This is a genomic window from Lactobacillus sp. ESL0225, from assembly GCF_003692905.1.
Lineage (GTDB): Bacteria > Bacillota > Bacilli > Lactobacillales > Lactobacillaceae > Lactobacillus > Lactobacillus bombicola.
Genome location: NZ_REHK01000006.1, coordinates 111406 through 137198, shown reverse-complemented (window position 1 = coordinate 137198; position 25793 = coordinate 111406). Strand labels below are relative to the sequence as shown.

The 25793-nt window shown below is 34.1% G+C and carries 24 protein-coding genes; 10 read left to right on the top strand and 14 right to left on the bottom strand.

Annotated elements, in window-relative coordinates:
• Positions 1-30: 30 nt before the first annotated feature.
• The gene (locus F5ESL0225_RS02350) at positions 31-2787 is read right to left on the bottom strand and encodes a cation-transporting P-type ATPase (RefSeq protein WP_122021456.1); all 2757 of its coding nucleotides are present in this window, start codon (positions 2785-2787) and stop codon (positions 31-33) included.
• A gap of 167 nt (positions 2788-2954) precedes the next feature.
• Between F5ESL0225_RS02350 and F5ESL0225_RS02345 the strand changes: the two genes are divergently transcribed.
• Positions 2955-3989 (top strand): lactonase family protein, encoded by a 1035-nt coding sequence (locus tag F5ESL0225_RS02345; RefSeq protein ID WP_122047780.1) that lies wholly within the window; start codon positions 2955-2957, stop codon positions 3987-3989.
• A gap of 31 nt (positions 3990-4020) precedes the next feature.
• Here the strand turns inward: F5ESL0225_RS02345 and F5ESL0225_RS02340 are convergent, their stop codons facing one another.
• The 3 genes from F5ESL0225_RS02340 to F5ESL0225_RS02330 are packed head-to-tail and all read right to left on the bottom strand — an operon-like array spanning position 4021 to position 6345.
• Entirely contained in the window at positions 4021-4923 is a 903-nt protein-coding gene (locus tag F5ESL0225_RS02340) for an RluA family pseudouridine synthase (RefSeq protein WP_122024521.1), read from the bottom strand.
• Complete coding sequence (locus tag F5ESL0225_RS02335) at positions 4910-5716, bottom strand: NAD kinase (protein WP_122021453.1); 807 nt, start codon at positions 5714-5716, stop codon at positions 4910-4912. The genes F5ESL0225_RS02340 and F5ESL0225_RS02335 overlap by 14 nt, the downstream gene beginning before the upstream one ends.
• Positions 5716-6345: a GTP pyrophosphokinase family protein gene (locus F5ESL0225_RS02330; protein WP_122024520.1), complete on the bottom strand. Its 630-nt coding sequence runs from the start codon at positions 6343-6345 to the stop codon at positions 5716-5718. Before F5ESL0225_RS02330 ends, F5ESL0225_RS02335 begins: the two co-directional genes overlap by 1 nt.
• A gap of 462 nt (positions 6346-6807) precedes the next feature.
• Here F5ESL0225_RS02330 and F5ESL0225_RS02325 point away from each other — a divergent pair, with 462 nt between their 5' ends.
• Both F5ESL0225_RS02325 and F5ESL0225_RS02320 read left to right on the top strand, forming a co-directional pair.
• Complete coding sequence (locus F5ESL0225_RS02325) at positions 6808-7431, top strand: CYTH domain-containing protein (RefSeq protein WP_122024519.1); 624 nt, start codon at positions 6808-6810, stop codon at positions 7429-7431.
• Positions 7432-7506: 75 nt separating this feature from the next.
• On the top strand, positions 7507-8124 hold the full coding sequence (locus F5ESL0225_RS02320) for a DsbA family protein (protein WP_158592377.1): 618 nt from the start codon (positions 7507-7509) through the stop codon (positions 8122-8124).
• On the opposite strand, the gene F5ESL0225_RS02315 is transcribed toward F5ESL0225_RS02320, so the two are convergent.
• The 6 genes from F5ESL0225_RS02315 to F5ESL0225_RS02290 all read right to left on the bottom strand — a co-directional run bounded on the left by F5ESL0225_RS02315 (position 8110) and on the right by F5ESL0225_RS02290 (position 12777).
• Positions 8110-8958, bottom strand: a complete 849-nt coding sequence (locus F5ESL0225_RS02315; protein ID WP_370466385.1) for a competence protein CoiA — start codon at positions 8956-8958, stop codon at positions 8110-8112. The genes F5ESL0225_RS02320 and F5ESL0225_RS02315 overlap by 15 nt on opposite strands.
• A gap of 54 nt (positions 8959-9012) precedes the next feature.
• Positions 9013-9771 (bottom strand): adaptor protein MecA, encoded by a 759-nt coding sequence (locus F5ESL0225_RS02310; RefSeq protein WP_122024517.1) that lies wholly within the window; start codon positions 9769-9771, stop codon positions 9013-9015.
• A 106-nt stretch (positions 9772-9877) separates the two neighbouring features.
• Positions 9878-10276, bottom strand: coding sequence for a transcriptional regulator SpxA (spxA, locus tag F5ESL0225_RS02305; protein WP_090093032.1), 399 nt, complete (start codon positions 10274-10276; stop codon positions 9878-9880).
• A gap of 205 nt (positions 10277-10481) precedes the next feature.
• Positions 10482-12215: a phosphoenolpyruvate--protein phosphotransferase gene (gene ptsP, locus F5ESL0225_RS02300; RefSeq protein WP_122024516.1), complete on the bottom strand. Its 1734-nt coding sequence runs from the start codon at positions 12213-12215 to the stop codon at positions 10482-10484.
• The gene (locus F5ESL0225_RS02295; RefSeq protein ID WP_090093029.1) at positions 12215-12481 is read right to left on the bottom strand and encodes a phosphocarrier protein HPr; all 267 of its coding nucleotides are present in this window, start codon (positions 12479-12481) and stop codon (positions 12215-12217) included. Before F5ESL0225_RS02295 ends, ptsP begins: the two co-directional genes overlap by 1 nt.
• A gap of 113 nt (positions 12482-12594) precedes the next feature.
• Entirely contained in the window at positions 12595-12777 is a 183-nt protein-coding gene (locus F5ESL0225_RS02290; protein ID WP_122047778.1) for a hypothetical protein, read from the bottom strand.
• Between the two features lie 194 nt (positions 12778-12971).
• Between F5ESL0225_RS02290 and F5ESL0225_RS02285 the strand changes: the two genes are divergently transcribed.
• Both F5ESL0225_RS02285 and F5ESL0225_RS02280 read left to right on the top strand, forming a co-directional pair.
• Positions 12972-15119, top strand: coding sequence for an ATP-dependent Clp protease ATP-binding subunit (locus F5ESL0225_RS02285; protein ID WP_122021446.1), 2148 nt, complete (start codon positions 12972-12974; stop codon positions 15117-15119).
• Positions 15120-15208: 89 nt separating this feature from the next.
• Complete coding sequence (locus F5ESL0225_RS02280) at positions 15209-15490, top strand: DUF1827 family protein (protein ID WP_122047833.1); 282 nt, start codon at positions 15209-15211, stop codon at positions 15488-15490.
• 172 nt (positions 15491-15662) lie between these two features.
• Here F5ESL0225_RS02280 and F5ESL0225_RS02275 read toward each other — a convergent pair whose 3' ends face one another.
• Both F5ESL0225_RS02275 and F5ESL0225_RS02270 read right to left on the bottom strand, forming a co-directional pair.
• A complete protein-coding gene (locus F5ESL0225_RS02275; protein ID WP_122021445.1) occupies positions 15663-17234 on the bottom strand; it encodes a peptide chain release factor 3 in 1572 nt (523 codons plus the stop codon).
• Complete coding sequence (locus F5ESL0225_RS02270; protein ID WP_122021444.1) at positions 17234-18115, bottom strand: hemolysin family protein; 882 nt, start codon at positions 18113-18115, stop codon at positions 17234-17236. Before F5ESL0225_RS02270 ends, F5ESL0225_RS02275 begins: the two co-directional genes overlap by 1 nt.
• A gap of 99 nt (positions 18116-18214) precedes the next feature.
• Between F5ESL0225_RS02270 and F5ESL0225_RS02265 the strand changes: the two genes are divergently transcribed.
• Positions 18215-18676, top strand: a complete 462-nt coding sequence (locus F5ESL0225_RS02265) for a hypothetical protein (RefSeq protein WP_090093019.1) — start codon at positions 18215-18217, stop codon at positions 18674-18676.
• A 3-nt stretch (positions 18677-18679) separates the two neighbouring features.
• On the opposite strand, the gene F5ESL0225_RS02260 is transcribed toward F5ESL0225_RS02265, so the two are convergent.
• Together F5ESL0225_RS02260 and recX are read right to left on the bottom strand one after the other, a co-directional pair.
• Positions 18680-19159: a hypothetical protein gene (locus F5ESL0225_RS02260; protein ID WP_122047777.1), complete on the bottom strand. Its 480-nt coding sequence runs from the start codon at positions 19157-19159 to the stop codon at positions 18680-18682.
• Positions 19160-19169: 10 nt separating this feature from the next.
• Complete coding sequence (gene recX, locus F5ESL0225_RS02255) at positions 19170-19985, bottom strand: recombination regulator RecX (RefSeq protein WP_122047776.1); 816 nt, start codon at positions 19983-19985, stop codon at positions 19170-19172.
• Between the two features lie 126 nt (positions 19986-20111).
• Here recX and rlmD point away from each other — a divergent pair, with 126 nt between their 5' ends.
• From rlmD to F5ESL0225_RS02235, 4 genes are all read left to right on the top strand, one after another.
• Complete coding sequence (gene rlmD, locus F5ESL0225_RS02250) at positions 20112-21488, top strand: 23S rRNA (uracil(1939)-C(5))-methyltransferase RlmD (protein WP_122047775.1); 1377 nt, start codon at positions 20112-20114, stop codon at positions 21486-21488.
• 784 nt (positions 21489-22272) lie between these two features.
• Positions 22273-23121 (top strand): hypothetical protein, encoded by an 849-nt coding sequence (locus F5ESL0225_RS02245; RefSeq protein ID WP_122047774.1) that lies wholly within the window; start codon positions 22273-22275, stop codon positions 23119-23121.
• 202 nt (positions 23122-23323) lie between these two features.
• The gene (locus F5ESL0225_RS02240) at positions 23324-23683 is read left to right on the top strand and encodes a lactococcin 972 family bacteriocin (protein WP_233554094.1); all 360 of its coding nucleotides are present in this window, start codon (positions 23324-23326) and stop codon (positions 23681-23683) included.
• Positions 23684-23755: 72 nt separating this feature from the next.
• Positions 23756-25789 (top strand): hypothetical protein, encoded by a 2034-nt coding sequence (locus F5ESL0225_RS02235; protein ID WP_122047773.1) that lies wholly within the window; start codon positions 23756-23758, stop codon positions 25787-25789.
• Positions 25790-25793: the final 4 nt, after the last annotated feature.

The window sequence follows — 25793 nt, the reverse complement described above, 5'->3', positions numbered from 1 at the left end:
TAATATATAAGTGGCTTTCTAGGATCCTATTTACTTCTTACGATAGAGTATCCATTTTTTTAATTCATCAAGTAAAACTAACGGAATTGGTAAACAAAAGAGAAATAGCCAATCAGTCATTAATAAATTAGTCGTATTAAATAATTGTTGTAACCCTGGAGTTATCGTCAAAATTAAGAATAAAAGGATTTCAAAAATAATTCCATACCAAATACCAGTATTACTAAATAAGCCCTTTTTAAAAATTGAAATACGATTCGTTCGACAATTCAAAACGTTGGCAATTTGAGTAAAAATAATTGTCCCCAAGACCATTGTCGTTGCTCTTAGATAAACTTCTCCATTACTAGCTAAGGGAATTCTAGGCCAACCATTTTTCAAATTAACTAAAAAATAAGCACCAATTGAGATCATGCTTGAAATAAACCCATACCAAAGAAAAGCTTTAGCAATTACCGTTTTATTAAGTAAATGTTCTTTACGATTTCTAGGTGCCTGTTTCATTACATCAGAATCGACAGCTTCTCCTCCTAATCCTAAAGCAGGTAACATATCTGTACCTAGATCAACTGTTAGAATTTGCATTACCGTCATGGGTAAAGGTATTATGCCACCAGACAACAAGAATAAAATTGAGGGAAAGGCCTCAGGTACATTTGAGGTGAGTATATAAGTTAAAAATTTTCGAATATTACTATATACAGCTCTTCCTTCTTCAATCGCGGCTACAATTGAAGCAAAATTATCATCTGTCAAAATAATATTTGCAGCATTTTTAGCTACATCGGTCCCTGTCATCCCCATTGCTATTCCAATATCGGCTTGTTTTAATGCTGGTGCATCATTCACACCATCTCCAGTAGAGGCTACTATTTCACCATTTTGTTGTAAAGTTTTTACAACTTTATATTTTTGTTCTGGTGCCACACGCGCAAAAATAACTTCTCCTTTTAGTGCTGCACTCAATTCATGCTTGCTCATTTTTTCAAGTTCATCACCTGAAATAACCCGTGCTTGATTAGTAGTTAGTCCTATTTGAACCGCAACCGACTTAGCCGTTAATTTTGAATCACCTGTTACCATAATAATCTTTATTTTTGCTTCATGACAACGCTTAATTGCATTATAAATTTCTGGCCTTGGTGGATCACTCATCGTCGTTAAACCAACAAAGATTAAGTGTTGCTCAATAGTCGTAGCAGTCACCTTATTAATATCTATACTATCTTTATCAACAATCCGATAAGCCATTGCCATACTGCGCAAACCTTTTAGTGCATATTGAGCATTGTGATTAGCAGCTGCTTGCTGCTGACTAGGAGTCATTGGTTGGAGTTGACCATCAATTTGAATTTGATCACACTGCTTAATAACATCACTAAATGAACCTTTAGTAAATATAATGAATTGTTGATCATTCCAGCGATGAATTGTTGACATGCGTTTGCGCTCAGAATCAAATGGTAATTCAGACAATCTAGGATATTTGATAATTACTTTTGATCGATCAAAGCCTCCCTTTTCAGCCATAATAACTAAAGCTGCTTCTGTAGGTGTGCCTAGTATTTTGGGTTTGGCACCCTTCATTTTAGTCTGCTCAACTGAAGTATCATTATCTAGCGCCGCAATTTCAACCAATTTTTGTAAATCTGGATTCTCATCATACCATAATTGCTTTTTATTTAATTCTATCTGCCCATTGTTTACATAACCGTTGCCAGTTACCCGATATTCATTTTTAGGTGTCCAAATATAATGGATTGTCATTTGATTTTGGGTTAAAGTACCAGTTTTATCTGAACAAATAACGGTCGTCTCACCCAAGGTTTCCACTGAATTAAGTTCTTTAACTAAGGCATGTTTTTTTGCCATTCGCTTTACACCTTGCGCCAAACTCAAAGTAACAGTCGGTAATAACCCTTCTGGAATAAAGGCCACTACCATGCCCAATGCAAAAACAAAGGCTTTGGCAAAAGGATATTTGACCAAAAAAATAGCGGCCAATAAAAACAATAATCCAATCGATACAGCAATCATTGATAATTGTTTAGTCAACCGATTAAGTTCTTTAGTTAAGGGACTATCAACCTTTCTTTGTTTTTGAGTTAATTGAGCAATTTTACCAAATTCTGTCTCCATTCCCGTAGCAAAAGCAATCGCTCTTGCCGTTCCAGCAGCAACAGAAGTTCCAGAATAGACCAAATTAGTTTCAGCATATTTTCCTTCTCCTGGTGCATACTCAACTGATTTTGATTCTGTCGTTGACTCACCATTTAAGGCACTCTGGTCCACTTGTAAAGAGCTAGCAGAAATTATACGGGCATCAGCCGGAATGGTATTGCCAGCTTGCAGAATAAAAACATCACCTGGGACTAATTTTTTGGCATCAAGCTGAACCTTTTTACCATTGCGAATCACCTGCACATAGCTGGGCAGCATATTATTTAAGGCATTTGTGGCTTTTTTAGCTGCTCGTTCCTGCCAAAAACTAAATAATCCATTAATAATATTAACTAGCCAAATAGCAATTCCTAATTCCAAAGTACCACTTAATATGGCAATTGCACCTGATATCCATAGTAAAATGGCCATCATACTAATAAAATTTTTTAAAAAAGATTTCCACTCTGATTCTTCTTGTGGTTTTTTTATTTCATTTAAGCCATACTTTTTTAATCTATTATTAGCTTCTGTTGAAGTCAACCCAACATCAGCAGATTTCAAATTTAAAAAAACTTCCGAAATTTTATTCTGAGCATAAAGTTTACGAATTTTATTCTGTTCCATTACAAATCCACCCCTTAGTTATAAGTTTCATTTTTATTAATAAAGCTAACTATATACTCTAACATTTTTTTAAATATTTACCTGATTATAAACTCATCCGCCAATTTAGCATGCTATACTTAATATGGATATTAAATTTAGGAATATTAAATTTGGGAGGCTCACAAATGAAATTATTAATTGGCGGTTACACTAAGAAAAAGGCGACAGGTATTTATGAACTACCCCTAGCCAATTCTAACGAAAATTCCCAGCCAGAAGTTGGCTCAGCTAAAGAAATAATTAAGATTGGTGGTCCAACTTACTTTGTCCAAGATAATGATTTACTTTTTACTATCAATAATGCTGGTAACCAAGGCGGAATTAGTTCTTTTCAATTGCTCAAAGGTAAGTATCTCGAAAAAGATTCATACTTAACTACTGGATCTTCACCTGCATATATTGGCATTAACCGAGAAAGTAAGCTTTTATATTCAGCAAATTACCATACTGGTCTCTTAGCGATGTTTTCTTACGACAGTAATGGTACTTTAAAATTATTGGCTTCTCTTACTCATACTGCTGATTCCCTAGGACCCCGTCCCGAACAAGTTGATGGTCCACATCCACACTTTTTTGATCAAACACCGCAAAAAAATTTAGTTAGTTGCGATTTAGGCAATGATTGTGTTGATTTTTATAGTTTAGAAAATAATCAGCTAAAGCATCTAGCCAAATATCAAAATGAAGCAGGATTTGGTACTCGTCATTTAGTCTTTAGTCCTGATGGGCAGTATTTTTATGTTGTAGGCGAACTAGCAAGTAAAATTAACGTAGTTAAATTAGACGAAAAAAACTGGTCCTTCGAAAATATCGCAACTTATTCCACAATTCCGACCGATTATTCAGAACATAATGGTGCTGCGGCAATCAGAATGAGCAATGATGGAAAATTTATCTATGTTTCAAATCGAGGACACGATTCGATTACTGTTTTTTCAGTGAAAGCAGATCATACTTTAGAATTACGGCAACGAATTTCAACTTTTGGTGAGTTCCCTCGTGATTTTAATTGGGACAATGATCAAAAATTACTTGTAGTAACTAATCAAAATACAGATAATGCCACACTGTATACCCGTAACGCAGAAAATGGTTGCTTGACCCCTATTCAAAAAAATATTTATATTCCAGAAGGAACATGTGTTCTTTTCGATGAATAATAAAAAAACGGTATTGTTCTAATACCGTTTTTTATGTTAGAGATAAAAATTTACGTTCCTGCCACAATTTTTGCATATCCGCCGCATCTGCAATTTCTACTTTAACTAATTCGTTTTTGTCAAAGGGATCTGGAAAGGCTAAGTAAAAGCAGTTTAATGCTTGCCGCTTAAATTCATCCTTAATACCGTATAATGGATCCCCATATAAAGGATGACCAATTGCTTGCATATGAAGTCGAATTTGATGTGTTCGCCCTGTATAGAGACGAAGTTCTACTAAACTCATGTCTGGAATTTGGTCAATAACCCGATAAGCAGTCACTGCCTTTTTGCCTTTTACATCAATGGTTCGCTTAATAGCTTTATTCATACGACCGATTGGCAAATCAATCATACCCTCTAATTCATTTTGGCTAAAGTTGCCATGAACAATTGCATGATATTTTTTGACGAAATCAGCTTTACTAATTTTGCTAAAACGACCATGAGCGATTGCATTCTTGCCTACAAGTACCAAACCCGAAGTATCACGATCAAGTCTAGTAATTATATGTGGCTTTACTTCGGTTAACTTATTTCTAGCAAAGTAACCTAGGACTCGGTTAACAATAGCATTATCATCATAGCGAGATGGTATTGACAGTAAGCTAGCTGGCTTATTAATTACTAAGTAGTTTTCAGTTTCTTTAATAATATTCAATGGCTTATTCGATGGTTTTAACCACAAATTAGCGGGTTCTTTACCAGGTATAAAAATAACTTCATCCCCAGAACGAACCAGATAATTTGTATAACGCTTTTTGTGATTAACTAATAGCCAACCCCCTAAGTTCTTGGCATTATTAATTGCTTGCTTTGAAAAGCCACTTTTTTCTAAAAATGAGCCCAAAGATATGGGCTTATCAGTTGCAACTATTACTTTAAAAATCGTCATCTTTATCACCAATAAAGGCATTTTGTACCCGCGTCCAAAAATATGTATGCCCAAAGCGATCAAATCTAATCACTTTATTAGAAATACGATAATTAATTTTCTTAGCATTGCGCACATTAATTTGACTACCATCAATTGTCATTACAAAATGATCAGCTTTAGGTACAATTGTAATCCATTGCTCAGGTGCAATGACTATTGGGGAAGATAATGTTCTAAAAACCCGATTATTAATCGAAGCAATTTCTGCCATTTGTAAAGCCTTAAGTTGTGGGTGAATAACGGCTCCACCTAACGATTTGTTATACCCAGTGGACCCTGTTGGCGTTGAAATACACAACCCATCACCACGAAAGTTTTCAAAAAGTTGATCGTCAATATAAATATTAGCTTCCAAGGTATGCGATATTCGTTTAACAGCTGACTCATTCAAGGCTAAATAATGTTTGGTATCTCCGGCTTCCGTGACTAGTTCTACTTCAAGTAAGGGATACTTAGCAGATTCGGGCTCACGCAAAAAAAGCGCATCTACCATCTTATCAACATCGACACTTCGCCAATCTGTATAAAAGCCTAAATGTCCCGTATGAATACCGATAAATCTAATTGAGCTAATTTGGCTTTCATAGCGATGAAAAGCGTTAATTAAAGTCCCATCTCCGCCAACTGTTATAACCACATCAGGATACTTTGCATCAAAAACCACATCGTTTTTAGTAGCAAGAAGTGACTTAAGTCTTGCTACTACCTGTAAAGTTTCATCATTATTATTGTGGGCAATTGCTATCCTCATTAATTTTCCTTACCTTTATTCTTGGTAAAAACTTTTTGCGCTTCTTGTACCTCATCTTTAATGAACGACATCTCCTCATCAAGCTTATAAGCCGTTTCCGCAGTCGACTTTAACCGTTTAGAAATATCTTTTGGATATGAACCCTGATATTTGTAGTTCAGGGTATGTTCAACGGTTGCCCAAAAATTCATTGCCAATGTTCTAATTTGTATTTCAGCAAGTAATTTTTTTGATCCTTCTGGTAAATAAATAGTGTAAGAAATTACCATATGATATGAACGATAGCCAGATGACTTAGCGTTTTTGACATAATCTCTTTCTTCAACTACTTCCATATCATCACGTGCATGAATCAAATCTACAACTTTATAAATATCGTCAACAAACTGACAAACAATCCTAATACCAGCAATGTCCTGCATGTCCGTTTCAATTACTTCTGGACTAATAACACGCCGTTGCATTTTTTCTTTAATAGAATCAACCGATTTTACGCGACCAACTACAAATTCTATTGGTGAATGTTCTCTTTCAGTTAAAAAACTCTGTCTAAGGGAACGAAATTTTATTTTTAACTCACGCACAGCCTCATCATAAGGCCATAAAAAATTTTCCCAATCAATATTCATAGAAATAATCCCCTTCTTAAACAGCATCTATATTTTAACACAAAACTGATGATAGCAATTTCATGCCTTTAAGCTTACTACTGATTTAAGTTTTTTTTATGAATTATGCATATTAATTATATTAGATTAATTTTAATAAAAAATATTTTTTATTTATTAGAAATTTAGTAATTTAATTATTTTATAAATTATATATCAATACTATCAGAGCAACTTTCTTTTAGCTTATAAACTACAAAAAGCAAACATTGTCAAACCTATTTTTTGACTAATATGGGCAAAATAGCGCAAAATAGTTAACAATTCCTTTTATCAATGAATACGTGCTATTTCTATCCAAAGCAAGACTATACAGCAATTAAGGAGTATAATTTTAAGGTAAGCCTTCTCATGGCTGAATTTTAAATTAAAAAATATAATATTCTGAATTATAAACTTGGCTAAAGATTGGAGTAACTTCAGATGGCAAAAAATAGCGAAATTGAAGCTAAAATTATCCTACCTCAAAAAACTTATCAACAACTTTGCGATAATTTTACAATAAAAAGTAATTTTGACCAAGAAAATTATTATTTTGATACTGCAGATAGCTCACTTAAAAACATGCAAATAAGCTGTCGTATTCGTATTTTTAACAATTATGCCGAACAAACTTTAAAGATACCAAGTAAAATTGCTAAACAAACTAATTTTCATGCAGCAACTGAACTTACTGATACTTTAACTTTAACTGAAGCACAAGAAATGATTAACAGCGGCCAACAGCACATTCCTGTTACTTTTGGTAAAACTGGTGGTCATTTTCTTATTGAACATTTGGGACAAAATTGTGAATTATATTTGCAAACTTTTAGTAAAACTCATCGAATTTTAGCTTACGGACCCAAAAATTGCGAGCTAACTTTTGATGACACTGTTTATCCTGATGGTTACGAAGATTATGAACTTGAAATCGAGAACCCTAAAATTTCATTAATTAGCGACGTTTTAAATTTACTAAAAAAGGAGTATGTAATTAAGCAAAGCCCAGCTAATACAAACCAAGCAAAAATTAAGCGGGCTTTCGAGCATCGTGCTAGAATATGACTATGTTAGTATATTTTTCGGAGGATAGATATTGTTAGATTAATAATTGCACAGACAATTATGGAGGACCTGATTATGTTCGAGATTTTTCTCTTTGTAAATCCTATAGGTATCTATTGCTACGACACAGAGATTCTGATTAAAGAAGCGATCGATGAACTCAACCTTAATACTTCGTTCCATTTTATCCCTATAACTAATACTATGGTTGCTAGAGATGATATTATACGAAGAAAAAAAGAAGGTCAAAAGGTAAATGATATTCCACAGTACACAGTTGCTTCGCATCAAGCTTTACGCTATTATCATGCAATAAGATTTGAATATGGTAACAAAAAAGCAAGATTATATTTAATCAGTTTACAAAAGGCAATCAGTAGAAATTTCAATAATTATTCTACTGATTTACCTAAAAAAATAACATTAGATTTAAATCTAGACTTTAATCGTATCAATAACCCTAAGATAGATAAATATATCAAAGATTCAATTCAACAAGATAAAGAACTTGTTAAAAAGTTCAATGTACGCAATATTCCCACAACAATTATTTTTAATGAAAATGGTAATTATAATGGTATCTTAATAGAAGGAACAGTTGCTCACGATAAATTAATTACCCTTTTTAAAAACGATTATCGACTTAACGAGGAACCAGGATATCTGCCAACTAATCATCTACATTTGATGTAAAAAAGTAATAACATTATCACAACTATTAACTTTACGAAAATTAGTAAATACGGTTGGTGGTAATTCATCAATGGTAAGGTTGCGTTGATATAATTGATTAGCGATTTTCATACCTTTAATAGTTTTTTGTGTTAATTGCAATTGTAAATAATTTTTTTGTGTTCTAGGATCAACGCAATATTGTTTCAGTATCGGCTTAAAATGCCATAATTTAGCTAAGCCATGAGAATTAATAACAAAATTCTTTGTTTGATAGTGAACTTTGCTTGTAATTGGTTCAAGCTGAACATTATATTTTAGCCGTAGTATTTTTTGCTTGGGCACAATTTCTAAATAATAGTCATGCCACAACTTGTTTTTACGAAAAAAAATAAGTTGTGACTTTTTTATTTCTTGTAATAAATAATGACGCTCACCAACAATCCAAATATCTGCAACCCCAATATTTTTATATAAATTATGCCTTTTTGTAAATTCTACTTTACTCAATGGTGCACACTGAATTTCAAAGGCCAGTTTTGAATTCACTAAAATATCGGCTCGTAATTGCCCGTTAGCCAAACTAATTTCTGTTTGCGCACTAAATTTTGACTCTAAAAGTGCATTTTTTAATATAGCCTTACTTAAGGCATGTTCTTCTTTTTCCCCGCTTAAATTATTATTACTAGGAAAATGTTTAAAGTAAGCCGATTTTTCTTTAATTACCAATTTAACTCTTTGTTTACACTGCGGACAAATATAATTATTTTTAGCTAACATTTTTGACTGACTTTGTGCCTCAGTCACCGCCAATACTAACTGATTGTTTAACAAAGCTGCATACAAAAAAATCACCCAAAATTATGTACGCAAAAAAGGTTAAGTTGACCTTAACCTCCCCTACTTTTATTAATTTTTACTATGACTGAAATAATGTTTTAAAATTTCAAGTGCATCTTGCTTAATTAAACATTTACCTGTTGTTCTGATACGTGCCATTTTATTAGGACGTACCTTAACACCATATTCATTTGCAATTGACCAAACTTCTGCTGGCTTCAATTCATTAAAATCATCATCTTTAAAAGCTAAATCCAAATAAAAGTACTCGCGCTCAAAATAAAGACTCGAAAGAAGCATTTGTTCTGGCACACTTTCTGCTAGTTCAGTTACCTGATTAAGATCACTAAAGCTATAAGCTTGCCGCTTATGTAATTGCTGATCTGACTTTTTAGTTTTTGGTTTAAGTGAACTAGCTAATTCTGATAAAGGCGAATTTTCATCGTCTTTTTGTCGCTGTTCATCAGTAAAATTATTTTCATCGTCGTCAGCAGCATCTGATTCTAAATCTTCAAAAGCTTTATTTAAGACCGGATTATCATTTTTTAAATCGCTATCAAATAATTGTGACAACTCTGCACGATCTTGCTTTGTCACTTTCGTTATTAATAGATCTAAGCCACCATTATTGGGCATTACTTGAAAAGTGACCGGGGCATCTTGACTAAATGAATGGTCATTATCAATTTCTTCTAAAATTGAATAAAAGAATTGCTGAATTTTATTTTTATCCCCTAATAAATCCAATACCTTAAGCCCACGCTTGGACAATTCATTTTTATCTATTCGTACTCGAATCGTGTTTTCATTAATACGTTTTACTTGCATGAATTCTCACCTCCATCGAATCCTTTTATCTATTGTAGCTTATTTTATAACTAAAATAAAAGCGTTAGTTTAAATACCAACGCTTTTATTTAAATTTTTGCATTAATTATATGTCAGCGATTTTTTGCATTTCTTCAAGTTCGAGCCGACGAACTTTACGCGGTAAAAACCGCCTAATTTCATCTTCATTATAACCAACTTGTAAGCGACGATCATCCATAATAATCGGACGTCTTAACAAACTAGGATTTTTTTCAACTAAATTAAGCAACTGATCAATTGATAGATCATCAAGATTAATCTTTAACTGTTGAAAAGCTCTTGAACGTGTAGAGATAATTTCTTCGGTACCATTCTCAGTCATTCGTAATATTTGAATAAGTTCCTCTTTCGTAAGTGGCTCTGAAAAAATATTTCTTTCTTTAAAAGCAATATCATGTTTTTTCAACCAAGCCTTTGCTTTACGACACGAGGTACAACTCGGAGATATATATAAATTCACCATATATTTCACGCTCCTTTGAACAATACGATTTCTTTTACCTCTTTAGTATAACATAACACTTCTTTTTTGTAAGTAATATCTTGTATACTAACCATATCTTTATATTAAATTACAAAGATGAATAATCTGTGACTTTTTTATCAAGAAAACGTTAAGATATAATAAAAGAGTATTAATGATATTAATACTCTTTTATATTTTTTATTTAATTAGTTAACTTTGACATTAAATCATTGACTAACTTCTCATTGTCTTCCGCCGTTTCCGATACAAAGCACGCCTGATTGGCCAAATCTTTAATATCTTCAGTATTCAGCTTCTTCATTAAACTTCTAATTCGTAAAATTGATGTGGCACTCATTGAATACTCATCAAGTCCCATTGAAAGTAAAATTGGGAACATGATATTATCGCCAGCTGCTTCACCACACATACCACACCATATATTATTTTCATGGGCAGCATCTATAGTGTGCTTAATTAAGCGTAATACGGCTGGATTGGCTGGTTGATACAAATAAGAAACATTATCATTACCACGATCAGCAGCCATCGAATATTGAATTAAATCATTGGTACCAATTGAGAAGAAATCAACTTCTTTGGCAAATTGATCAGCCATTACCGCCGCAGCTGGTATTTCAATCATCATTCCGACTTGCAAGTCAGAGCCAACTTTAATGCCTGCTGCTGTCAATTTATCTTTTTCAGTAGCTAAAATCGACTTAGCCTTGCGCAATTCACCTAGAGTACCAATCATCGGGAACATGATTCCCAATTTTCCATAAGCCGAAGCCCGCAATAATGCACGTAGTTGTGTTCTGAAAATTTCTTCATTTTGTAAAGATAATCTGATTGCTCGTACACCGAGGAATGGATTCATTTCTTCGGGTAAGTCCCAATAATCAAGGTGTTTGTCACCACCAATATCCATGGTTCTAATAATAACTTGCTTACCATTCATACCTTCGATAACTTCTTTATAGGCTTCGAATTGCTCTTCTTCAGTTGGAAAATTTTTCGAATCCATATATAAAAATTCAGTACGATATAGTCCGATGGCTTCAGCACCGTTATCATTTACACCTTGCATGTCATTAGGTGTACCAATATTAGCAGCAATAATAAACTTCTTGTTATCAGCAGTAACTGATGGTTCATTTTTCAATTTTTCCCATTCAGCTTTTTGCGCCAAGAACGCTTCACTTTTTTGCTGATAGGCTGCTATTTGGTCAGCATCTGGTTCAATTACTACATCACCATTTAATCCATCAACAGCTATATTTTGACCATTTTCAACATCAGCAGTGATTGATTCAGTACCAACAACAGCTGGCAATTCAAGCGAACGAGCCATAATTGCTGAGTGCGCCGTCCGCCCACCAATATCAGTAACGAAACCTTTAACAAAGTTTTTATTTAGTTGAGCAGTATCACTTGGCGTCAAATCATGAGCTACGACAACCACTTCATGGTCAATCGTTGCCGGATTAGGTAATTCTTTTCCTAATAAGTGAGCCATAATTCGCTTAGAAACATCACGAACATCGGCAGCACGTTGCTGCATATATTCGTTATCAGTCATACCTTCAAAAATTGTAATAAATTTTTGAGCAGTTTCATCAAGTGCAGCTTCACTATTAATTTTTTGTTCCTTAATTTCGGTTTCGATTGCACCAGTAAATTCAGGATCATTTAAAATCATCAAGTGAGCTTCAAAAACTTGTGCTTCTTCTTCTCCCAAGCTTGTTTTAGCACTATCACGAATCTTTTCAACTTCAGCAGTTGAAACCTTAATTGCTTCGTGATAGCGAGCTAGTTCACCTTCAACATCGCTGACATTAGCCTTTGAAAATGAAAGATCCGGTTCTACCAAGAGATAAGCTGGTGCTACAGCAATACCATCACTTGCAGCAATTCCTTTTAATGTCTTGGTCATTATTCAGCTAAGCCTTCTTTTTTCATTGTTTCAGAAATAGCTTCAATAGCATCCTTTTCGTCATCACCATCAGCACTAATTGAAACATCAGCATTTTTGCCAACACCAAGTGACATAACACCCATGATTGACTTCAAATTAACTGATTTGCCATTGTATTCCAAGTTGATGTCTGAACCAAACTTAGAAGCAGCTTGTACTAACAAGGTAGCAGGACGAGCATGAATACCTGTTTCTGCAATAACATGAAAATCGCGTTTTTCCATTATAATATCTCCTTTGAATTCAAAAAAATAAAACCGGTAGTAAATACCTATTCGTGTACTTAGACTATCATTTTTTTGCAAAATAGACAACATTAATGTAACAGTTTACATCATTAAACTTGTGTATTCTTTTGCATGTAAATTATTTGACCTCCACGGAGTGCCTTACCAGTTATATTTTGTCTTTTCCCAAAAGATCTTAAAGCAGCTTGGAAAGCAAAGGCTTCTTTTGGGTGAACTTGATATGAATCAAGTTCACCGCTAGCTAACTGCTCAAGAATTTTTTGATAATCCAAATATACCACCGTTTCTTTCAAATTAATAATAATCTAGATAAATTTAGCAAATTTTTGACTACTTTGCTTATCTACATTTTAACATATTGTACCTACATCCGACCACCAAGCTTTTATGTTTAGCACTTGATTATTAAGAGTGCTAATTATATAATTTAGGGAAAGATGAATCAAAGCGAAAGGCGGTAATATAATTGCTTTGTCAAAACTGTCATAAACGACCTGCTTCCATTCACCTCTTTGCTCAGGTAAATGGTGAAAGTCGCGAAATCAATTTATGTGGTCAATGTTATCAAGAACTTGAACAACAAGGAAATATTAATATGAGCAATAACAATAATAGCTTTTTCGGTGATTTTAATAATCCATTCAATAATGGTGGTAATGCCGATGATTCACAAATGAATAATAATGGTGGGACTTCAGTTGGCAATAATGGCGGTAAGCGGTCACTTTTAGATCAGTATGGAACTGATTTAACTGATTTAGCTCGAAAGGGCAAAATCGATCCAGTGATTGGTCGTGACCAAGAAATCGCTCGTGTAATTGAAATTCTAAATAGAAGAACTAAGAATAACCCTGTCTTAATTGGCGAGGCTGGTGTAGGTAAAACTGCAGTAGTTGAAGGATTAGCTCAACAAATTGTTGACGGATCTGTCCCAGCTAAATTACAAGACAAAAGAATTGTTTCATTAAATGTGGTTTCTTTAGTTCAAGGGACCGGAATTCGTGGACAATTTGAACAACGTATGCAACAACTGATTAATGAATTACAAAATCAAGATGACATTATTCTTTTTATTGATGAAATTCATGAGATTGTTGGTGCAGGAAACGCTGAAGGGGGAATGGACGCTGGTAATATTATTAAACCGGCCCTCGCCCGTGGTGATTTACAATTAGTGGGAGCAACTACTCTCAAAGAATATCGTGAAATTGAGAAAGATTCAGCCTTAGCTCGAAGATTTCAACCAGTTGATGTAAAAGAACCCTCTGTTAAAGAAACAATTCGCATTCTCCAAGGAATTAAAAAGCGTTATGAAGATTATCATCATGTACAATATACAGATGATGCTATTCAGGCTGCAGCTGAATTATCTGAACGCTATATTCAAGATCGCTTTTTACCAGATAAAGCAATTGACCTACTTGATGAAGCTGGTTCGCGTATGAATCTAACAATCCCTTATGTAGACAAGGACAAAATTAAAGAACGTATTGAAGCTGCACAACAACTTAAACAGGAATCGCTTAAAAACGAAGACTATGAAAAAGCCGCTTATTACCGTGATCAAATTGAAAAATATAATAAAATGAAAAATCAAAACGTTGATCCGGATAAGTCACCTATTATTACAAATAAAATAATGGATAAAATTGTAGAAGAAAAAACAAGTATCCCGGTAGGCGAATTACAAAAGCAAGAAGAAAATCAATTGCAAAACTTGGCTACAAATTTGAAGTCACATGTTATTGGCCAAGATGAAGCTGTTGATAAGTTGGCGCGAGCTATTCGCCGTAATCGAATTGGCTTTAACAAATCGGGTCGTCCAATTGGCTCATTTCTTTTCGTTGGGCCAACTGGAGTTGGTAAAACAGAGCTAGCAAAGCAATTAGCTAAGCAAATGTTTGGTTCAGAAAATGCCATGATTAGATTTGATATGTCAGAATTTATGGAATCCTATTCAGTTTCTAAATTAATTGGTTCTGCACCGGGTTATGTTGGCTATGAAGAAGCTGGTCAATTAACTGAACAGGTTCGGCGTAATCCATACAGTTTGATCTTGCTAGATGAAATTGAAAAGGCTGATCCATCTGTAATGAATTTATTCTTACAAATTTTAGATGATGGTCGCTTGACTGACTCACAAGGACGCCAAGTTTCATTTAAGGATACAATTATCATTATGACTTCAAATGCAGGTCAAGGAATTAAACGTGCCAGTGTGGGCTTTGCTGCTGAAACCGCAGGAAAAAAACCCGATTCTGTCCGTAATTCAATGAGTGAATTCTTTAAACCTGAATTTTTAAATCGCTTAGACGATGTAATTGAATTTAACGAATTATCAACTAAAGATTTAGTTAAAATTGTCAATTTAATGCTTGATGAAGTTAACGGTATGGTCAAAAACCAAGGAATTAATATTACCGTTACAGACGAAGCTAAGGAGCAATTAGTTCAAGAAGGATATAATCCAGCAATGGGGGCACGCCCACTTAGAAGAATAATCCAAGAAGAAATTGAAGATAAAGTAGCTGATTTTAAACTTGATCATCCAACAGCTAAAAAATTACTTGCCAAAGTTGATAATCAAAAAATAGTCATTAGTGAAGAAAAATAATATTTTTATTAAATATTAAAGAAAAAAGTGAAAATTAGCGTTATAATAAAGTAAAGAAATAGTGAAAATAGAAGAAATGGGTGAATAGCATGCATTTGATAGATGTGACCAATAGTTATCGTGAATTAGTTCATAGTCAACTAAATACAACTAACGTCAATTATGTCAAGGTTTATTCCCTAGGCAATACCTCTGTTATCTATACTGAAAGTGACGATGCAATCGAAATTGTTTTGGAAAATCATAACCGACGCGTTCGTAAAGAAGAAGTTAATTTTATTATTGAGCGACTAATTAAAGAAGAAGCTCCAGCATATACATTGATATCTGATAAAAATCAAAGAGTAATTGAAATTCACGTTGATAAATAAGAGTCTAAAAAGAAGCTAGCTCTTTAAACTAATATAAAAAGGGTTTGAACATTTATGTTCAAACCCTTTTTGGTGGTCTGGGAAAATAGTTTTTCCCAGACTTTTATTTTTTTACATACTGTAAAGTGTTAATTTATGAAAACATTTTAACTTCAAGGAAAGTTCTTTTTACCTATAATTTTTCAGTCAATTTAACATCTGGATATTTATCTTGGAAAAATCTTTCAGCAAACTGATTTTCAAATAAAAACAAAGGTTGATCATAACGATCCTTTACAAGCAAGTTACGGCTACTTGACATTGCTGGATCCAATTGACTAGGATCAATCCATTTAGCTACACGATGACCAATATTAGTCATTTCAATCTCAGAATTATACTCATTCTTCATCCTAAATTTAAAAACTTCAAATTGTAACTGACCAACTGCACCTAAAATATAATCATCTGTTTGGTAATTACGATAAAGCTGGATTGCTCCTTCTTGAACCAACTGGTTCATTCCTTTATGAAAGGACTTCTGTTTCATCACATTTTTAGCTGTAACACGCACAAACAATTCTGGCGTAAATTCTGGCAAGGCAGGATACGTTATCTTGCGTTTACCAGCATAAATACTGTCACCAATTTGAAAATTACCCGTATCATATAAGCCAACAATATCGCCAGCGACAGCATCAGAAACTTGAACTCGCTCACTAGACATAAATTCAGTCGCATTATTTAATCTAATTGGCTTATCAGTTCGCGCTAAAGTTACATCGAGTCCCTTTTTGAACTCACCACTACCGATTCTAACAAAGGCTATTCGATCACGATGCTGTGGATTCATATTTGCTTGGATTTTAAATACAAAGCCAGAAAATTCTGCATCATCTGCCTCCAAGCGTTCATCCTGATTAACCACATGGCTTGCAGGGGCAGGTGCTAATTTAACAAAACCCTTTAAAAAAGTTTCCACGCCAAAATTAGTTAAGGCTGAGCCAAAAAATACTGGGGTCTGGTCACCAGCCATAATCTTAGTAAGATCAAAAGTATTTCCCGCTTCTTTAATTAATTCAATTTCACCTAAAGTGTCTTGGAACTGAGGATTTTGACTCATTGGCTCACTGGCCGGTAAAGTTCCCGCTTCATTTAACGGAATGAATTGTTTTGCCCCTGCTTGATGATATAATTCAACCTGATTGTTTGCTATATCATATAATCCTTGCAGTGTTTGACCTGAGCCAATTGGCCAATTCATCGCCACCCCCTCAATTCCTAACAAGTCTTCTAATTCAGCAATCAAGTCGAGCGGTGGGCGCCCATCGCGATCAAGCTTATTCATAAAAGTAAAAATTGGAATGCCGCGTTGCTTGACGACTTTAAACAATTTTTTGGTTTGAGGTTCAATTCCCTTAGCCGAATCAATTACCATAACGGCAGAGTCAACTGCCATTAAGGTCCGATAGGTATCTTCTGAAAAATCTTCATGTCCCGGAGTATCGAGAATATTTATCCTTTTTCCTTGATACTCAAATTGCATCACAGAACTAGTAACAGAAATACCACGTTGTTTTTCGATTTCCATCCAATCACTAGTCGCATAGTGGCCCGTTTTTCGTGCTTTAACGGTACCAGCATTACGAATTACTCCTCCAAAAAGAAGCATTTGCTCTGTAATTGTCGTTTTACCTGCATCAGGGTGTGAAATAATAGCAAATGTTCTTCTTTTTTGTACTTTATCTAAAAGTCCCTCACTCATTAATTACTCTGCTCTTCTTCCTTTTTTGCTTTTTGTACTTCTTTTTCTGGTATGGTCAACAGAACGGTTGCTAACCTTGAACGCATCATTCTTCTAGTGGTCAAAATCATCCCATTATCAAGTTTAACTGATAGTTTTTCACCTTTAGCAGGAATAATACCCAATTTGGTGATAACAAAGCCAGCAATTGTATCAACATTTTCCATTTCTAAATTTGTTCCAAATTGCTCATTAAATTCATCAAGTGACATTTTGCCATAAATGACGTACTTATTAGATGCAATTTGCTGAAATAATACTTCAGCGCGATCAACCTCATCATCAATATTGCCAACTATTTCTTCAATTAAGTCTTCAATTGTAGCTAATCCAACTACGCCACCATACTCGTCCGTTAAAATAGCAAGTTGTTGCTGACTTTGTTGCATTTCAACTAATAATTCACTCAAATCTGTTGTTTCTGGTGCAAACAAAGGTGGATTCATTACGTCAGCATAATCCAACTTATCAAAGCCCTTTTCACGCGCTTTACGTAAAACTGTTCGAATATGAATCACCCCAACAATTTTATCCTTATCCTTTTTATAAACCGGAATGCGTGAATATGGCTCGCGTAAAATTTCATCAAGATTATCTTGAAAACTTTCGCCGCAATCAACCATAAAAGCATCAATTCGTGGAACCATTACCTCACGAACCATTCTGCTTTGAAAATCCAAAACTGCAGTTAACATAGAAAATTCGCTATCATTAATCTCATTGCATTCATGTAAGGCTTTTATTTCTTTTATTAAATGCTCTTTTGTTTCTTCATCACTTGAAGGGGATAATTTATTTTTGAAACGTCGAAATAAATTACCCTTTTCGGGGTCGCTAGCCATATTTTTTCTCTCTTTCTTAAAATAACAATTCAAGTAGTCACATTATATCATGTACCGCGCTGATATGTTAAAATACACGTAAGAAATGAGGTTTAATCTATGAAAAAAAGTCACGTCTTACTTGTCTTCACCTTTTTACTATTAATTCCCTATTTGTGTAGCCTCACAATTATTGGCATCGGCTATGATGCACTCGTTTTACACTCGGCTGATTTATTTAGAACGGTCATTGGAGCAATAGTTGGTGCTTTTATTATGTTTGCCATTAAAGCAACTATTCAGCGACCTGTCGATCTATTGGCTGTAGAAGTTAATGATGGCATTCTTAAGCAGCTGCTACGCTTTTTCAGTATTAGGCGGCGATATGTACTCCTAGTGGCAAACGTCATACTTGATTTTATTTTATGTTTTGCGGCAACTTTTGTGGTTAGACATTTTCTAACTTTAGATCAAATAGTTGGTAAATCTGTCGGTTTTGTTTTCTTGATTATGCTTTTATCAACATGTTTAGGTGCTTATGTTGAATATGACAATCTTTCTATTGACCCTAACCAACATTAGCTTTTAATTATCAGCCTCAAGATACAACATTTGGGTTAATTGTTTAGTGTCTAAATTTAAATCTTGCACTATATATGGCATTGAACTATCACCAAGATTTTCATAAGTTTGAATACCTTCATCCCTTACTTCTTGTAAAAATTTTGCTACAACAACATTTAAGGGCTGACTAAAAAATGAAAGATTTTGATTATTCTGTTGTTTAATTGCTACTTGCGTCTCAGGTAAAACAAAACGCAACAATCCTTGCGGAACTTCAATTTCTTTAGCAACAGTTACACCATACCAATACATAAAATTTTCTGGACCAAAAACAATCATATTACTTCTTTTTGCCTTCAAATTATTATTAGCCAAGAAGGACTGAAAGACTTCATTTTGCTCCATTTCTAAATTAGCTTGTGTAAAAGTGCGTTGCTCGTCTAGCAACTGATCAGCAAAAGGGCGGCCGATAAAAGTTAACTGCGGTTGTAATTTTTTCATAATTAATCTCCTAATATTCTCCCAATTCATCAAGTGGAATAATTTCTCCTTGCAGGAAAGACTCAATTTCGCTACTACTAAAGCCATGTGCATAAAGATAATTACGTATCTTAATTTCACGTTCACTTTTATTTAACCTTCGAAATCGTTTATAGGCTTTTATCCCCTGCTTTTTTAAAGCAGCTAATTGTGCTACTTGATTTGTTTGTAAATTGCTTTGGGCAACAATTGCAGCGCTAAGGTCACTAGTAAAGCCATGACTCAGCAATTTTGTACGCATCTTACGTTCAAGTTCCAGTTGTGCTATCTGACCAATTTTACTTTTCAATGACCGTAAAACACGTAATCCTGGTTCTTGCCACTGTTCCTCATCAACCTGCTCAAACGCTTGCTGAATTATTTCAGGATCAATTCCCTTTTGCTCAAGCTTACGCGCTAAACTTAGTGGTCCATCAGTACCAATACGTAAATTTTGTTGTAATACAAGGTTTACGTATTGCCGATCATCCAAAAAGCCCATTTCACTAAGTTCTCGTACTGCACTTTGGGCTGACTGTTCAGCAATACCATGCTTGCTTAAATATTGTAACACTTCATAAACCGTACGCGGTTCATAACTTAGAAAAATTGATGCCATACTTGTTGCCTTAGCATCAGCATCAAATTGTTTTACGGCTTCAACTTTCTCATTACTTAATTCTTGTCCTTTTAAAAGTACAAATTCAGCTATTGTTCGTTCACTAGCTGAAAAAGCATACTGACCATCTAAGAAGATATTATAGCGACCAGGTTTTTTTTGACTACTAACTTTAGTAATAATCGGCATCTTTATCCACCCTCCTATTATTTCTCTTTTATGCTAACAAATTTCTTTGTTTCTTGCTAAAAACTTTTTCGATAGAGTAGAATATGTTATTAACCCTTAATATTTTTATTGTAGAAAGAAAAAATTATGGACCAAAAAGTTAAGCAAACAATGACTAACGAAAAAAATGTAATTATTACGATTAAAAGACTTGGCATTAATGGCGAAGGTATTGGCTATTATCGTAAAAAAATTATCTTTATTCCAAATGCACTACCTGATGAAGTGGTAGTTGCCAAAATTATTAAAGAATTCCCTCATTACATTCAGGCTGAACTAGTTCGCATCAAAGAAAAAAGTCCTGATCGAGTAGATTTTCCTGCGGGAGTAGATTTAGCAATTGGCGGGTTAGAATTAGCCCATCTATCCTATCAAAAGCAACTAAAATTTAAACGGGATAATGTTTTAGAAGCCTTGAAAAAATATCATCCTCGTGGTTATAACAAATATAAAGTCAAGCCCACAATTCCAGCACCCAATCAATGGCACTACCGTAACAAAGCTCAATATCAAATTGAACAAGATCATGGGCAGATTAATTTAGGTTTATTTGCGCCTAATTCCCACCAGCTATATGACTTACCCATTATGCCAACCCAAAGTGAAAAAACGCAAAAAATTGAGCGCCAAATTAAAGAGCTAGTAGAAAAGTTTCACGTAGCGCTTGCCAATCCATACCGCCATACAGATGGTTTAAAAACTATTGTAGTCCGTCAAGCCCAAGCAACTAACGAAATACAAGTCACTTTAGTAACCGTCGGCCATCTTATTAAAAACTTACCAGCATTAAGTGCCGAAATTATTAATTTACCAAATGTTGTCAGTGTCTTTCAAAATGAGACGGATTGGCACAATCCACAGGTCTGGGGTAATAAAACCACCAAACTAATGGGTAAAAATCAAATTATTGATGAGATTTTAACGAAAAAATTTGCTCTCTCACCACGAGCCTTTTTCCAGCTTAATCCGGTCCAAACCGCAACACTTTATTCACATGCTCTGAAGTTTTTAGATTTAGGTCCAGAGGATACCCTAATTGATGCTTATAGTGGAGTCGGAACTTTAGGAATCTTAGCAGCAGATCAAGTTAAACAAGTAATTGGTATTGAAACTATCCCGGAAGCTGTTGCAGACGCCAACCATAACGTTGAATTAAATCACTTACATAACGCCAACTATATCCAAGGTAGTGTTGAAAAAATTCTTCCTCAACTAGAGCAAAATGGGGTCTCAATCGATGCACTAATCGTAGATCCACCTAGAACAGGTTTAGCCAAAAGTTTAATTAAGACTTTACTAAAAATTAAACCCAAAACTTTTGTTTATATTTCTTGTAATCCATCTACGCTAGCGCAAGATCTCGTTTTACTTAGTGATGTTTATAATGTTCGTTTAATCGAAAACGTCGATATGCTACCGCAAACACCGCGGTGTGAATGTATTGTTAAGTTAACTTTAAGATAATAAAAAACTGACACAATTTAAAGTAAGTTCCAAAAGTTGAACTAATAAATTTTAATAATTACTGGGCTAAGGCTTGATGGCAATCTTCAATTGGCATTAAGCCTTTTAGTCTGCACCTTATGCAGATAATCATTAATCACTTGCCTTAATTCAAGTAAATTGTGATAGCCAGCTTCATACCTAGAAAAGATTTCCGTTCTTAAGCCTGCAAAAAAGTGCCCATTAAATTAAACCATCATTAAGTGAATTGCCCTTGGGCGAGAGAAAATTAAATTCCTGAATTGGAAAAAAAGGAAAGAAAGAAAATGTGTGAAGCTACAGACTATGTAAAAGAACAAGGACATGTCATTATCATTTGCGGCAATATCTAAAAATTATGATTATATTTTTATTAGCTCATAACGAGTTCGTTGACCCACATTCAACAAAACACAGATAAACACTAAAATTCAACTTTACCAAGTTATGAGATGGGGCTTTTAAGCCAAAAATTGTTTAGCTAGTTGCCCCCTTTGTTTTGATTGCACCCATAATCTTAGTTAAGTCTTGCTTATTGCACCCTAAGCGATCAAGTTCGGTTACAATTGCCACATCATCTTCACGGATCTAATCTAACATGTTTTGCAGTTGGGGGCATTTAATATTTACCCCCGACATTTTGGCACTAAATAAGCAATTCAGTTAATTATCTAGCATAATAATAATTTTCAATTAGGATTGCAATTATTATAAATCAATTCCACAATAAAAAAGTGTAAAAGAAATTAGGCTAAAGGAGTTAATAATGGAAATTGGTGAACTATTAAAAAAATATCGCTTAATGCACGCTGCAACTAAAAAGGCTTGGGCAAAAAATGTACTTAGCCCGTCTTTTTATGCGCGTGTGGAAAAAGGACTGAATCGCATCTCCGCAGATGATCTGATTAACCTGTTGCATGCAAATAAAATTTCGGTAATAGAATTTTTTGAGCAACTGAATCCACATGATCACTTAATAAGCTCAGAAGATCGAGCATTACGTTTAGCCGCTAATAAGGCTTATTATAACGGGAAAAGGGCTGATTTGCTCAAGCTTTATAATCAGATTGCTAAGGGAGATTCGCCGAATAAAGAAGAGCATTTAATGCTACTTAATATTTACATAGCGATCATTGATGATGACTATTCTAGTATTGATGCGGCTACCTTAGAAAACATGAAAAACCGAATCTTTGTTGCCGATGTTTTTGATGCTGATACCCTTAAACTTTATTGCAATTGTATATCTTTTTATAATTTAGACGAAAATTTAATCATCAGTAAACGTGCAGTTACGCAATTTAAAAACAATAATTCAATTTCTATTCAAAAAAAAATTTTGGGAATAATAATTAATATTTTGATTTTTTGCATTAAGGAAAAGCGCTACCAAGAAGTAGATTCTTATATCAATAGTGCCGAAGAAATTGCTACTATACCGGAAATATACTTTTATAAAACTTTATTGCTTTTCTTTAAAGGCCTATTACAATACCAAGAAAAATCAGAAGAACATTACTTAGATCAGTGCCATGACGTTATCCGAAATATAGCTTTGGCAGGCATGACTGAATACAGTAATGAACTTAAAGACTTTCTGATAGAAAATAAGTAACTTGTAGTCAATTTTGCTAATAAAACTGGCATATTTGCTATAAAAGTAGCATTTATACCACTTTGGCATTTATTTTTAAAAAACGAGTTAATATAACCATATAAAAATTAATTTTTATAGTTGTGAGGTAGTAATATGGATCGTCTGTTTCATTCAATTATTATAGTAATTATGAATAATGGTATAACAGATAATAATCTTATTGAGTAGGAGTATTTTAAAGAAAATTGTTGCTGGTGTAGCTACAATTGCTACACTTGGCATGACTAGTCTCCCTGCTCTTGCTTCAACTGGTGAAGAAGTACATTCAGGAATGGTAGAAGATAGCAATTCACTTTTACGGCAAACTCAAGAAAGAGATGGTGGTACTTGGAACTATGGTGTGGGTAGTGTATATGTCTGCTCCTACTACCAACATAAAAGTAGACTCCATAGATCATCTGTAAGACCTGGCTATTTTGCCGATATTATAAGTAGTGATTGGAAAACAAAGGGTGTTCAGTCAAGAGCGTCTGCTCCTAAAGCTCCACACGGAAATACTGCTTATTATGATATAAGCTAATTTTAATTAATAATAAAAATAATTAAACTCACGACTTTACTCGTGAGTTTTTTAATAACATGAGGTTTAAAAATGCTGCGGAAAACAAAAATTGTTTTTTATTCTCTAATCACGGTTGTCGTGCTTGCCTTATTTGCAGGCTTTATTCGTGAGTATGATAATAATTCAATCCCAGAAAATAATACCATTATAAACATTGCTAGTTGGAACCCAAAAGTAATTGCCAAATGGCAGAAACAATTAACTAGCAAACAGTACACTAAAAAGGTCAAAAAAAAGATAATTTTTACTAAGTTGAAGCAAGTAGCTCAAGCTGAAAATAGTTCTTTAGTTAAGTTACGCATTAATAAGTTTAACGGGCAACAAAGCAAGGTGGTTTACAATTTTGGGACTCCAATTAATAACTATTCACTATATCAAGCTGAAGCTATTAAAAAATTGACGAATACCGAGCTAAATTTAGAAGAAATTAATGGCCTATATTGCACTAATGCCAAAAATGAAGCTTTAGGCCAAATATTGACAAAATTCCGTGCCCTTGGATTAAAGACGGAGGTTATAGATAATTCCTTATCAGTAAAAAGTTTGGGGCAAATAGTTGTAGCTAATTTTTCAAAATTTGATTTAATTGTCTTGATTGGAATTATTGGCACTTTATTTATTGTGATGGTACTAGAGAAAGTTTTTCGCTTTAAAGCTTATGCAATTATGAAGATTAATGGCTTAAGCGACTGGCAGATAATTAAGAACGATTTGAAAGATGAATCTCCTATGTTAATTGGAGCTTTGGGGGTAATTATGTTAGTGATGATTATCTGGGGGCTAACTACCTTTACAATCAGCGGCTGGCGTTTCTTTTTGCCCTATGCTTTAGTTCTACTATCAATTGTCTTTTTGAGCTTTTTGGTTTTGAATACTATATCTTATGTAGTTTTAGCGTTGATTGACCCTTATCAGGCAATTAAGGGAGCAGAAACAACATATATTTTCTTACTAATTGGCTATGTTTTAAAGATACTTCTGCTAGCTTTGATTATGATTAACACCATTTCTTTAACTAATCACAATAAAATTTATATTAGAGATACTAATATAATTAAAAAATGGCAAAGACAAAAAAACACTTATTCACTTCAACGATATTGGAATATTAATGATAAGTATGAAGATAAAAAAATGGGCAAAATGGCTCACCAGTTAGTAGTGCAGTCACCTGGAACAATTGTTGCCCAGAATTCACAACAATTTCACCCAGCAATGCGTGATACTGAGCCTGAAAATGGCAATGTGATTATTGCCAATAATAATTTTATTAAGAATAGTGAGCTTAATTTTAATCCTATTAGGCTTACTGCTAACAAAGTTTTACTATTAGTCCCATATAATCGGTTAGACCAAGTAAAACAGGCTAAGAAGCAGCTAAGAAACTTCCTTAAATTTCAACAGACTTTACCTAATTATTACTATCAACAGCGGCCAAAAAAGCTACCAGCTATTCAAGTTGTACCTATCGCCAACGGACAGAACATTTTTAATTACACAGTTGAATACGAAATTACGTCATCGCTCTCGATGAACCCCTTGATTATAGTTGTTAACAACAAGTTTTTATCTGATTCTTTTTATTCATCAACCATTAGTCAAGGAACCATCCAGTTTTCTAATTTAAAGCTTCTTAGAAAAAAAGTTAAGCAACTGGGTCTAATGCCGTATGTTATTGGTATTACAAGTAAACGAGTACGAATAGCTGAATATCAGAGAAATGTCAATCGACAATTGCTCATTTTAACCATTACAACTATGTTATCGCTACTGCAGCTAATCTTTATTATTGTGTTTGTTAGTACGACCTTTTTGCAGAGTCAGCGGCGCAAGATAGCAATTTATCGAGTTTTTGGTAGGTCGAATGCTCATTTGATGGGAAGCTTCTTGCTAACTAACTTAGGACTAGACTTCTTGGTAACTGCCCTAAGTTTAACTAGGTTGCACTACCTGTCCTTAATGCCGGTTGTCTACGTTTACCTGTTGCTAGAGGCCGGCGTTATCTTATTAACTTATTGGCGTGCGCAGCACAATTTATTGATTACCCTTAATCACGGGAATTAGGAGT

Bases quoted from the DNA above. Each gene is read 5' to 3' on its own strand.
- F5ESL0225_RS02350 (WP_122021456.1), bottom strand. From the start codon at position 2,787: ATGGAACAGAATAAAATTCGTAAACTTTATGCTCAGAATAAAATTTCG.
- F5ESL0225_RS02345 (WP_122047780.1), top strand. From the start codon at position 2,955: ATGAAATTATTAATTGGCGGTTACACTAAGAAAAAGGCGACAGGTATT.
- F5ESL0225_RS02340 (WP_122024521.1), bottom strand. From the start codon at position 4,923: ATGACGATTTTTAAAGTAATAGTTGCAACTGATAAGCCCATATCTTTG.
- F5ESL0225_RS02335 (WP_122021453.1), bottom strand. From the start codon at position 5,716: ATGAGGATAGCAATTGCCCACAATAATAATGATGAAACTTTACAGGTA.
- F5ESL0225_RS02330 (WP_122024520.1), bottom strand. From the start codon at position 6,345: ATGAATATTGATTGGGAAAATTTTTTATGGCCTTATGATGAGGCTGTG.
- F5ESL0225_RS02325 (WP_122024519.1), top strand. From the start codon at position 6,808: ATGGCAAAAAATAGCGAAATTGAAGCTAAAATTATCCTACCTCAAAAA.
- F5ESL0225_RS02320 (WP_158592377.1), top strand. From the start codon at position 7,507: ATGTTCGAGATTTTTCTCTTTGTAAATCCTATAGGTATCTATTGCTAC.
- F5ESL0225_RS02310 (WP_122024517.1), bottom strand. From the start codon at position 9,771: ATGCAAGTAAAACGTATTAATGAAAACACGATTCGAGTACGAATAGAT.
- spxA (WP_090093032.1), bottom strand. From the start codon at position 10,276: ATGGTGAATTTATATATATCTCCGAGTTGTACCTCGTGTCGTAAAGCA.
- ptsP (WP_122024516.1), bottom strand. From the start codon at position 12,215: ATGACCAAGACATTAAAAGGAATTGCTGCAAGTGATGGTATTGCTGTA.
- F5ESL0225_RS02295 (WP_090093029.1), bottom strand. From the start codon at position 12,481: ATGGAAAAACGCGATTTTCATGTTATTGCAGAAACAGGTATTCATGCT.
- F5ESL0225_RS02280 (WP_122047833.1), top strand. From the start codon at position 15,209: ATGCATTTGATAGATGTGACCAATAGTTATCGTGAATTAGTTCATAGT.
- F5ESL0225_RS02275 (WP_122021445.1), bottom strand. From the start codon at position 17,234: ATGAGTGAGGGACTTTTAGATAAAGTACAAAAAAGAAGAACATTTGCT.
- F5ESL0225_RS02270 (WP_122021444.1), bottom strand. From the start codon at position 18,115: ATGGCTAGCGACCCCGAAAAGGGTAATTTATTTCGACGTTTCAAAAAT.
- F5ESL0225_RS02265 (WP_090093019.1), top strand. From the start codon at position 18,215: ATGAAAAAAAGTCACGTCTTACTTGTCTTCACCTTTTTACTATTAATT.
- F5ESL0225_RS02260 (WP_122047777.1), bottom strand. From the start codon at position 19,159: ATGAAAAAATTACAACCGCAGTTAACTTTTATCGGCCGCCCTTTTGCT.
- recX (WP_122047776.1), bottom strand. From the start codon at position 19,985: ATGCCGATTATTACTAAAGTTAGTAGTCAAAAAAAACCTGGTCGCTAT.
- rlmD (WP_122047775.1), top strand. From the start codon at position 20,112: ATGGACCAAAAAGTTAAGCAAACAATGACTAACGAAAAAAATGTAATT.
- F5ESL0225_RS02245 (WP_122047774.1), top strand. From the start codon at position 22,273: ATGGAAATTGGTGAACTATTAAAAAAATATCGCTTAATGCACGCTGCA.
- F5ESL0225_RS02235 (WP_122047773.1), top strand. From the start codon at position 23,756: ATGCTGCGGAAAACAAAAATTGTTTTTTATTCTCTAATCACGGTTGTC.